The sequence below is a fragment of the Janthinobacterium sp. CG_23.3 genome (genome assembly GCF_046115965.1).
GTDB lineage: Bacteria > Pseudomonadota > Gammaproteobacteria > Burkholderiales > Burkholderiaceae_D > Janthinobacterium.
In genome coordinates, this window is the sequence record NZ_JBJXIB010000258.1 from 1 (window position 1) to 1,568 (window position 1,568).

Genomic DNA, 1,568 nt, shown 5'->3' on the forward strand with positions numbered 1-1,568 from the left:
CTGACAGCAATGTCATTAAACAGAGATTAAACTGAAGAGTTTGATCCTGGCTCAGATTGAACGCTGGCGGCATGCCTTACACATGCAAGTCGAACGGCAGCACGGAGCTTGCTCTGGTGGCGAGTGGCGAACGGGTGAGTAATATATCGGAACGTACCCTAGAGTGGGGGATAACGTAGCGAAAGTTACGCTAATACCGCATACGATCTAAGGATGAAAGTGGGGGACTCGCAAGAGCCTCATGCTCGTGGAGCGGCCGATATCTGATTAGCTAGTTGGTAGGGTAAAAGCCTACCAAGGCATCGATCAGTAGCTGGTCTGAGAGGACGACCAGCCACACTGGAACTGAGACACGGTCCAGACTCCTACGGGAGGCAGCAGTGGGGAATTTTGGACAATGGGCGAAAGCCTGATCCAGCAATGCCGCGTGAGTGAAGAAGGCCTTCGGGTTGTAAAGCTCTTTTGTCAGGGAAGAAACGGTGGTTTCTAATACAGATCACTAATGACGGTACCTGAAGAATAAGCACCGGCTAACTACGTGCCAGCAGCCGCGGTAATACGTAGGGTGCAAGCGTTAATCGGAATTACTGGGCGTAAAGCGTGCGCAGGCGGTTTTGTAAGTCTGTCGTGAAATCCCCGGGCTCAACCTGGGAATTGCGATGGAGACTGCAAGGCTAGAGTTTGGCAGAGGGGGGTAGAATTCCACGTGTAGCAGTGAAATGCGTAGATATGTGGAGGAACACCGATGGCGAAGGCAGCCCCCTGGGTCAAGACTGACGCTCATGCACGAAAGCGTGGGGAGCAAACAGGATTAGATACCCTGGTAGTCCACGCCCTAAACGATGTCTACTAGTTGTCGGGTTTTAATTAACTTGGTAACGCAGCTAACGCGTGAAGTAGACCGCCTGGGGAGTACGGTCGCAAGATTAAAACTCAAAGGAATTGACGGGGACCCGCACAAGCGGTGGATGATGTGGATTAATTCGATGCAACGCGAAAAACCTTACCTACCCTTGACATGGCTGGAACCCTTGAGAGATCAGGGGGTGCCCGAAAGGGAACCAGTACACAGGTGCTGCATGGCTGTCGTCAGCTCGTGTCGTGAGATGTTGGGTTAAGTCCCGCAACGAGCGCAACCCTTGTCATTAGTTGCTACGAAAGGGCACTCTAATGAGACTGCCGGTGACAAACCGGAGGAAGGTGGGGATGACGTCAAGTCCTCATGGCCCTTATGGGTAGGGCTTCACACGTCATACAATGGTACATACAGAGCGCCGCCAACCCGCGAGGGGGAGCTAATCGCAGAAAGTGTATCGTAGTCCGGATTGTAGTCTGCAACTCGACTGCATGAAGTTGGAATCGCTAGTAATCGCGGATCAGCATGTCGCGGTGAATACGTTCCCGGGTCTTGTACACACCGCCCGTCACACCATGGGAGCGGGTTTTACCAGAAGTAGGTAGCTTAACCGCAAGGAGGGCGCTTACCACGGTAGGATTCGTGACTGGGGTGAAGTCGTAACAAGGTAGCCGTATCGGAAGGTGCGGCTGGATCACCTCCTTTCTAGAGT

At 52.9% G+C, this 1,568-nt stretch carries 1 rRNA gene; it reads left to right on the forward strand.

Annotation, left to right across the window (positions count from 1 at the left end):
- Positions 1–28: 28 nt before the first annotated feature.
- Positions 29–1,561: ribosomal RNA gene (locus tag ACFDR9_RS27635) — 16S ribosomal RNA — on the forward strand.
- Positions 1,562–1,568: the final 7 nt, after the last annotated feature.